General features: G+C 68.2%; 9 protein-coding genes. 7 read left to right on the forward strand and 2 right to left on the reverse strand.

The features are described 5' to 3' along the window. The first annotated feature begins 106 nt into the window (after positions 1–106). Complete coding sequence (locus ACFWUR_RS24945; RefSeq protein WP_378909980.1) at positions 107–886, forward strand: purine-nucleoside phosphorylase; 780 nt, start codon at positions 107–109, stop codon at positions 884–886. Continuing rightward, positions 887–2395 (forward strand): phospho-sugar mutase, encoded by a 1509-nt coding sequence (locus ACFWUR_RS24950; protein ID WP_378909981.1) that lies wholly within the window; start codon positions 887–889, stop codon positions 2393–2395. 45 nt (positions 2396–2440) lie between these two features. On the opposite strand, the gene upp is transcribed toward ACFWUR_RS24950, so the two are convergent. After that, positions 2441–3064: a uracil phosphoribosyltransferase gene (gene upp / locus ACFWUR_RS24955; RefSeq protein ID WP_378909983.1), complete on the reverse strand. Its 624-nt coding sequence runs from the start codon at positions 3062–3064 to the stop codon at positions 2441–2443. Between the two features lie 146 nt (positions 3065–3210). Between upp and ACFWUR_RS24960 the strand changes: the two genes are divergently transcribed. From ACFWUR_RS24960 to ACFWUR_RS24980, 5 genes are read left to right on the forward strand one after another with little or no spacing between them, the layout of a single operon-like run. Continuing rightward, the gene (locus ACFWUR_RS24960; RefSeq protein ID WP_378909985.1) at positions 3211–3540 is read left to right on the forward strand and encodes a hypothetical protein; all 330 of its coding nucleotides are present in this window, start codon (positions 3211–3213) and stop codon (positions 3538–3540) included. Continuing rightward, on the forward strand, positions 3537–4682 hold the full coding sequence (locus tag ACFWUR_RS24965) for an NlpC/P60 family protein (protein ID WP_378909987.1): 1146 nt from the start codon (positions 3537–3539) through the stop codon (positions 4680–4682). Before ACFWUR_RS24960 ends, ACFWUR_RS24965 begins: the two co-directional genes overlap by 4 nt. Further along, positions 4679–5032 (forward strand): hypothetical protein, encoded by a 354-nt coding sequence (locus tag ACFWUR_RS24970; protein ID WP_101464284.1) that lies wholly within the window; start codon positions 4679–4681, stop codon positions 5030–5032. Before ACFWUR_RS24965 ends, ACFWUR_RS24970 begins: the two co-directional genes overlap by 4 nt. Further along, a complete protein-coding gene (locus ACFWUR_RS24975) occupies positions 5029–5388 on the forward strand; it encodes a YbaB/EbfC family nucleoid-associated protein (RefSeq protein ID WP_378909988.1) in 360 nt (119 codons plus the stop codon). The genes ACFWUR_RS24970 and ACFWUR_RS24975 overlap by 4 nt, the downstream gene beginning before the upstream one ends. A gap of 14 nt (positions 5389–5402) precedes the next feature. After that, the gene (locus ACFWUR_RS24980) at positions 5403–6641 is read left to right on the forward strand and encodes a primosomal protein (RefSeq protein ID WP_378909990.1); all 1239 of its coding nucleotides are present in this window, start codon (positions 5403–5405) and stop codon (positions 6639–6641) included. Positions 6642–6692: 51 nt separating this feature from the next. On the opposite strand, the gene ACFWUR_RS24985 is transcribed toward ACFWUR_RS24980, so the two are convergent. Further along, positions 6693–7790, reverse strand: coding sequence for an adenosine deaminase (locus ACFWUR_RS24985; protein ID WP_378909992.1), 1098 nt, complete (start codon positions 7788–7790; stop codon positions 6693–6695). Between the last annotated feature and the right edge of the window lie 270 nt (positions 7791–8060).

The following is an 8060-nucleotide window of genomic DNA, read 5'->3' on the forward strand; positions in this document are numbered from 1 at the left end:
GTGTCGCTGTTTCTTCCTTAATCTCTTACCATGCATGTGTGCTTTATCTCGTCCACCGGCGGGGCCGCGAACCTCGAGCGCGCCAGCGCTCCAATAAACTCAGCCCATGACAGCCGAACAGGCCGCTGCGGCGATCGCCGAACGTACGGGAGTGCCGCGTCATCGCGTGGCCGTGGTGCTGGGATCGGGGTGGCAGGAGGCAGCGACCGAGATCGGGGCGCCGCATGCCTCGATTCCCATGACGGAGCTGCCGGGCTTCGGCAGACCCAGCGCGCAGGGTCACGGCGGTATGGTGCATTCGGTCACCGTGAACGACAACGCGGTGCTGCTGCTGATGGGTCGCCAGCACCTGTACGAGGGCTACACACCGCAGCAGGTGGTGCACCCGGTGACCGCGGCGATCGCGGCGGGCGCCGAGATCGTGCTGCTCACCAATGCCGCGGGCGGGCTCAGGGCGGGGCTGCGGGTGGGCGAGCCGGTGCTGATCGCCGACCACATCAACCTCACCGCGCGCACCCCGCTGGTAGGTGCCCGGTTCGTCGACCTGGTCGATGCCTGGGACCCCGAATTGCGCGCGCTGACACAGGAACTCGACCCGAGCCTGACCGAGGGTGTCTACGCCGGACTCATCGGCCCGCAGTACGAGACGCCCGCCGAGATCCGCATGCTCGCGACCATCGGCGCCGATCTGGTCGGTATGTCGACCGTGCTCGAGGCGATCGAGGCGCGTTCGCTCGGCGCGCGGGTGCTCGGTATCTCGTTGGTCACCAACCTGGCCGCGGGCGTCACCGGCGAACACCTGTCGCACGCGGAAGTGCTGGCCGAGGGACAAGCCGCGGCGCCCCGGCTGGGCAAGCTGCTGCGCGGAATCCTGGAGCGCGTGTAGATGCTGCGCTTCGGGACCGCGGGCCTGCGTGGACCTTTGCGCGAAGGCCCGGACGGGATGAACGTGACGACGGTGTCGCGGGCCACGGCCGGGCTGGCCGACTGGTTGCGCGAGCGGTGCCTGGGCGGTGGTGCCGTGGTGGTCGGGCGCGACGCGCGGCACGGGTCGGCGGAGTTCGCCACCGCGACGGCCGAGATCTTCACGGCGGCGGGGTTTGCCGTGACAGTGCTGCCCGATCCGGTGCCGACGCCGGTGGTGGCGTTCGCGGTGCGTGAGCTGGGTGCGGTGGCGGGGGTACAGATCACCGCCTCGCACAACCCGCCTGCCGACAACGGCTACAAGGTGTATCTCGACGGTGGTTCGCAACTGATCGCACCGGCCGACAGCGAGATCGAGAAGCACATCGAGGCTGTTGTCGAACCTGTTGCCCGGCAGGCCGTTACCGAGTCGGGGGCCGACCTCGTCGATCGCTATCTCGCGCGCGTCGCGGAGTTGCCCGGCCTGCTCGGCGGGCCCGGCGAGCGGGCGGATGTGCGGATCGCGCTGACCGCGCTGCACGGCGTCGGGGGCGAGATCGCGGTGCGCGCACTGGCCGCGGCGGGGTTCACCGATGTGCATGTCGTCGATGAGCAGTTCGCCCCCGACCCCGACTTCCCCACCGTGGCCTTCCCCAATCCCGAGGAGCCGGGCGCCGCCGATCTGCTGCTCGCGCTGGCCGAGCGGATCGACGCCGATATGGCGATCGCGCTCGATCCCGATGCCGATCGCTGCGCGCTCGGAGTGCCAGGTCCGAAGGGCTGGCGCATGGTGCGTGGTGACGAAACCGGCGTGCTGCTGGCCGATTACGTGCTGCGCACGCGCCCCACCGATCCGTTGCTCGCCACGACCATCGTGTCCTCGCGACTGCTGTCGAAGCTGGCCGCCGCGCGTTCGGCCCGCTACGCCGAGACACTCACCGGCTTCAAATGGCTGGCCAGGGCGGGCGACGGGCTCGTCTACGCCTATGAGGAGGCCATCGGTCACTGCGTCGATCCCTCGAAGGTCCGCGACAAGGACGGCATCTCCGCCGCCGTCGCCGCGGCGGATCTCGTCGCCCTGTTGAAGGCTCGGGGCGCGACGCTGCAGGACGAACTCGACTCCTACGCGGTCGAATTCGGCCTGCACGCCGGTGACCAGGTTTCGCTGCGCCTCGCCGACCAAGCCGCCGCGGGCGCGTCGGTCGCGGCGTTGCGCGCGAATCCGCCCAGCGAAATCGCCGGTACCCCGGTGGCATTCACCGACCAGGCACAGGTTCGCGGTCGACTCCGCACCGACGCGCTGATCTTCGACGCCGACGATTTCCGCATCGTCGTCCGGCCGTCGGGCACCGAGCCGAAGCTCAAGTGCTACCTGGAAGTGTTCGCCCCGGCCGCCGACCCCGGCGACCTGGACAACGCGAGACAGCGTGCCGCCCACCGACTCGCTCAGCTCGCCACGTTCTGCCGGGCGCTGGCACCGGGCACGGAATAGTCGTATCCGGCGACCACCGGGAGTTGTTGGAGCGACGGCGACGAGTCAGCGTGGGCCGAACTGACGGTCGCCCGCATCGCCGAGACCGGGCACGATGTAGGCGTTCTCGTTGAGTTTCTCGTCGATGGCGGCGGTGATCAGGCGTACCGGCAGGCCCGAGTCGGCCAGGGCGGCAACTCCTTCCGGGGCCGAGACGACGCAGACCGCGGTGATGTCGGTGGCGCCGCGGGCGACGAGCAGTTCGATGGTGTGGCGCATGGAACCGCCGGTGGCCAGCATCGGGTCGAGGACGAAGACCGGCAGGCCGCTCAGGTCGGCGGGCAGCGATTCGAGGTAGGGCACCGGCTCGTGGGTCTGTTCGTCGCGGGCGATGCCGACGAAGCCGACGCGCGCTTCGGGGACGAGTTCGGCCGCGGCGTAGACCATCCCGAGGCCCGCCCGCAGGACCGGGACCAACAGCGGGGGCGCTGCCAATCGGACGCCCTCGGTGACCGCGACCGGCGTGTCGATCGGCGTGCGCACCACCGGCGCGTCGCGCAGCGCCTCGTAGATGAGGATGCCGGTGAGATCCGCGAGAGCATTGCGGAACGTGGCATTGTCGGTGCGGACGTCCCGCATGGTGCTGAGCAAGGTCGTGGCGAGGGGATGGTCGACGGTGTCGGTGCGCATGAAAAGACGATAGGGTCGCTTGGCGCTTCGCGCCTACGACCGCTGGGGAAATATTTCGCTGTCGAGGGAACCGAATGCGGAGTCGGTGCGTCCAAGATACTGAGTGACGTACTCTGCCCGGGAACTCGAGGATTGGGGGAAGTTCGATGCGAAAAATGTCGGCCGATGCCGAAGGCATCATCGCGTACAGCGCGGCTGCCGAGGTGATGGCCACGGAACTGGCGACGGCGGCGGCTGGTTCGGCAGCCTCCGACCCCACTCTGCTCGGACCGATCATGGGCCTCATCGGTGGTGACTTCACCGCCGCCTACTCCGCCGCACACGCCGGTCACGTGGCATCGATCGCCCAGTTGTCGGCGGTCATGGGAAGCATGGGCCTGGCCACCGCCAGCGCCGCGACCACGCTGGTCGAGACCGACCTGAACAACGCGGCCCCGCTCACCGCCGCCGCGGGCGATATCGGTACCGACGCATGATCGACCTCAGCGGACTGGCTCAGCCCCTGCTCGATCTGCTGTCGAGCTTCGGCACCGGCGTGCTCGGCACCGGCGGCGCGTCCGACGGCCTGCGCTCGACCTCGACCAACCTCGACCAGATCTATCAACAGGGTCGCAACAGCATCAACAACGTGAACACCGCGTGGGACGGCCAGGCCGTCGACGCGGCCACCGCCAAGGCGCTGCGCGTGCAGACCTCCTCGGCCACCCTGTCCGACAACGGCGCCGAGATGGCGACCGTCGTCGACCAGGCCGCCGCCTATGTGGAGACCGGGCAGAAGGAGCTCGACGGGATCGTCAACTCGTTCCTGTCCCAGGTGTCCGCGCTCAGCCCCACCCTGGCCACACCCGCAGGCCTGACCGCCGTGGTGAGTTCGGCGATCGACCACATCGGGCAGGGCATGGGCGTCGTCGGCCGGGTGCAGGACGAACTCGGCACCCAGACCGCCGCGATCCAAGAGCTCACCCCCGCCCCGTCGAGTACCTCGCTGGCGAGCACCTCGACCGGCGCGAGCAATCTCGCGTCGTCGGCGACCTCGAGCCTGCTCTCGACCGCCGCGAGCACCGGCAGTTCGGTACTCGGCGCCGTGGGTTCGTCGATGTCCTCGGCGATGAGCAATTCGAGCGGCACCACCACCAGCTCGAAGTCGACCACCCCCGCCGGCGGTACGGGAACGACCGGGTCCACCGGTTCCTCCGCCGGTTCGTCGACCGGGGACGGCACCGGCGTGAAGATCACCCTGCCCGACGGCAGCACGGTCGAGGCACCCAACGAGAAGGCCGCCACCGCGGTTCGCTCGGCCATCGGCGCCTGCGGTACCCCGTACGTCTGGGGCGGCAACGACCCGCAGTCGGGCATCGACTGCAGCGGGCTCACCAAGTACGCCTACGGCGAGGCCGGAGTCGAACTGCCCCGCCTCGCGCAGGAACAGCACATCGGCAATCCCCAGGTATCCCCCGGTGACCTGATGCCGGGCGACCTGGCCGTGTGGGACGGCCATGTCGCCATGGTGGTCGGCAACGGGCAGCTCGTCGAGGCCGGCGATCCGGTTTCGATCAGTTCCATCCGAACGGAGAACAGTGGCATGGAGTTCTACGGCTTCTACAGGCCTACCGAATGAGCGGCACGCCGATCCCCGAGGTCCCCAATGTGGAGTCCGCGGTCAGCACCAACCGCTCGGGCACGATCTCGGTCCGGGCGACCAGCATGGGCCTGCCGATCGCGCTCAAGTTCGAACGCAGCGAATACCAGTTCGGCGCCCAGGCGCTGGCCGACGAGATCCTGCGCCTGACCCGACGCTCGACTATCGCCGCCGCCGCACGCTTGCGCGAGGTCTACAGCGAGCAGGCGCAGATTCCCGATGAGCTGCTCGACAAGATGAACCTGCCCACCCGGCGTCAGGCGGTCGACGAGCTCGACCGCATCGACGATGCCGACACCGGTCAGACGAGTTGGATGAGGCCACTGTGAGTGCGGAAATGGATGCCCTGGTCGCGGGCGTCACCGGAAAGCTCGAGGCGCTCGAGGCGGCGCTGTACGGGTTGAAGCAGGTCAACGGGCGGTTCACCACCGAAGACGGAATGGTCACCGCCGAGGTGAACAGCGACGGCGCCCTTGTCGCCCTGACGCTGGACGAAACCATCACCACACTGGCGCCCACCGAGGCAGCCGCGCTCATCCTGGCGGCCTGCAAACAGGCCACCGAGACCGCCGGTGAGGCCCGTTCCAACATCATTGCGACACTGAACGAATCGCTCACCGGACCGAGTACACAGCCCGACGGGCAATTTGCACCCGGGCCGGATAGTGCCCGGCGCTCGAGCTAGCTAGGCTTCGCGTCATGGCTTCTGGAGACATCGTCCCGATCGAGCTCGGTCTGACCGATGGCGATCTCGTCACCCTGTGGGCACCGCGCTGGCGCGACGGTGACGACGAGTGGGAGGCGTTCCTCGGTCACGAGGACGACCTCTACGGATTCGAGTCCGTTGCGGAGCTGGCGGCGTTCATTCGCACCAACTCCGACAACGACCTCGTCGACCACCCTTCCTGGGCGGTCATCGTCGGCCTTTCGGCCGCTGAGCTGGAGCCGGAGGAGAACTTCAGCTTCGATCTGGTCTCCGTGCCGGAGCTGGCGGCGGGCGAGCCCGATGTCGACGTCGTCGGCGAGCTCGAGGACACCCTGGCGATGGTGCGCAATATCGCCGAGGTGTGCGAGCTCGACGTGGTGACCAAGTTCTTCGGCAACAACCCGGTGCTCGGCGCGCTGGCCAGCGGGGCGAACACGTTCGTCGGCCGCGACGGCGAAGAACTGTGGGACCAGGTCGGCGCCGCGATCGTCAAGGGCTGGGACGACGTGCTCGACGCGATCGACAGCGTCGTCAGCACCCCCGACGTGGACGCGGCCGCGGTCGCCGTCGCCGAGGCGGAGCTGCTGGCGGCCGAGGAGAACGAGGTCGACGCCGACGATGTCGCCGAGGAGGAGGAAGAGTTCGAGAACGTCGACCTCACCGCCTCCGACGACGACGAAGAGGAGTCCTTCTGGGACGAGGTCGGCATCGACCCCGTCAAGATCGTCACCTCCGACGGCGAGCAGTTCACCCTGCGCTGCTACCTCGACGACGAGCCGATCTTCCTCGGTGACGGTCGCACCATCACCGTCTTCGGTTCGGCACGCGCGCTGGCCCGCTACCTGGCCGACGATCACGAGCACGAGCTGGCACGGGTGTCGACCTTCGCCGAGGTGCAGACCGCGGCGGTGGACGGTTCGCTCGAGGTCGAGGTGACCGACGAGAACGTCTACGTGCTCACCGGCCTGGTCGAGGATCTGGCCGAGGGGCCCGAGGCGGTCGATGTCGAGCAGCTCGATCTCGCCGTGGAACTGTTCAGCGACGCCGCCGACTACGCCGACGACGACAGCGTGGAAACGGCTCTCGCGCAGTCGAATCCGCTCGGCTGGTACGTGTCTTACCTGCTCAACCCGGATCCGAACCGGATGGCGCCGAACCCGCCGTACGCGTCGGAGGCCCAGCAGTTCCGCGACCTGCAGCGTGCGTTCGAAGCGCGACTCGTCAGCGAATAGCTTTCGCTGAGATCAGGGGTGGCACCGACTCGGTGCCACCCCTGACTCGTCTCACCCGAGAAGTACCGCGTAACCCGGCTTGATCACTTCGTCGATGATCTTCAGCCGGTCCGGGAACGGGATGAAGGCCGACTTCATAGCGTTGATGGTGAAGCGTTCCAGGTCGCTCCAGCCGTAGCCGAAGGTGTCGACCAGCTTGGACATCTCCTCGCTCATGGAGGTGTCGCTCATCAGGCGGTTGTCGGTGTTGACCGTGACCCGGAAGCGCAGGCGGGCGAGCAGGTCGAACGGGTGCTTGTCCAGCGAGGGCACCGCACCGGTCTGCACGTTCGACGAGGGGCACAGTTCCAGCGGCACCCGCATATCGCGCACATAGTTCGCGACCAAGCCGAGCTGCGCGTCCTCGATCTCGCCCGGGACGCTGATGTCGTCGGTGATGCGCACCCCGTGGCCCAACCGATCACAGCCGCAGAACGCGAGCGCCTCGTGAATCGACGGCAGACCGAACGCCTCACCGGCGTGAATCGTGAAGTGCGCGTGATTGACTCGCAGATACTCGAACGCGTCCAGGTGCCGGGTGGGCGGGAATCCCGCCTCGGCGCCCGCGATATCGAACCCGCCCACCCCCGCATCGCGGAACCGAACGGTCAGCTCGGCGATCTCGCGCGACCTGGCCGCGTGCCGCATCGCCGTGAGCAGACACGTCACCCGAATGACATTGCCCTGCTCAGCCGCGATCGCCTCCCCTTCCCGGAACCCCGCGAGGGTGTGCTCGACAACCTCGTCGAGCGTGAGGCCCTTCTCGAGATGCTGCTCGGGCGCGAACCGCACCTCCGCATACACGACCCCGTCAGCGGCGAGGTCGATCGCGCACTCCCGCGCGACCCTGCGCAGCCCCTCTGGGGTCTGCATCACCGCCACCGTGTGCGCGAACGTCTCCAGGTACCGCTCGAGCGATCCGCTGTCGGCGGCGTCGCGAAACCACGCCCCCAAACTCGCGGCATCAGAAGCGGGTAACTCGTCATAGCCGCAATCAGCAGCCAGCTCCAGCACCGTCGCGGGCCGCAGACCACCGTCGAGGTGATCGTGCAGCAAGGCCTTCGGTGCGCGTCGGATCGAAGCAAGGTCAAGGGGCGCCGGTCCAGTCATGTAAAGACGGTAGCCGCCCGCGCCGATCCCGGCAGCGAAGTCCCCCCGTGGCAACCGTCTCGTTGATCAGATGCCCCGCAAAGGACTATTACCGGCCACCCACCGCCCTCGACCTCACCGGCCCACCTTCCCTCCTCCACAACCCACCGAACCCAACCACCGCACTCCCGACCCCTAGGTGTGTTGACCTGTGAGGTTGGGAACGCGGCTGGCTGGTGGGTGTCCACCGAGTGCGGTGTGGGCTCGGTGGTGATTGTAGGTATGCAGCCA

The sequence above is a fragment of the Nocardia sp. NPDC058633 genome (assembly GCF_042717045.1).
GTDB lineage: Bacteria > Actinomycetota > Actinomycetes > Mycobacteriales > Mycobacteriaceae > Nocardia.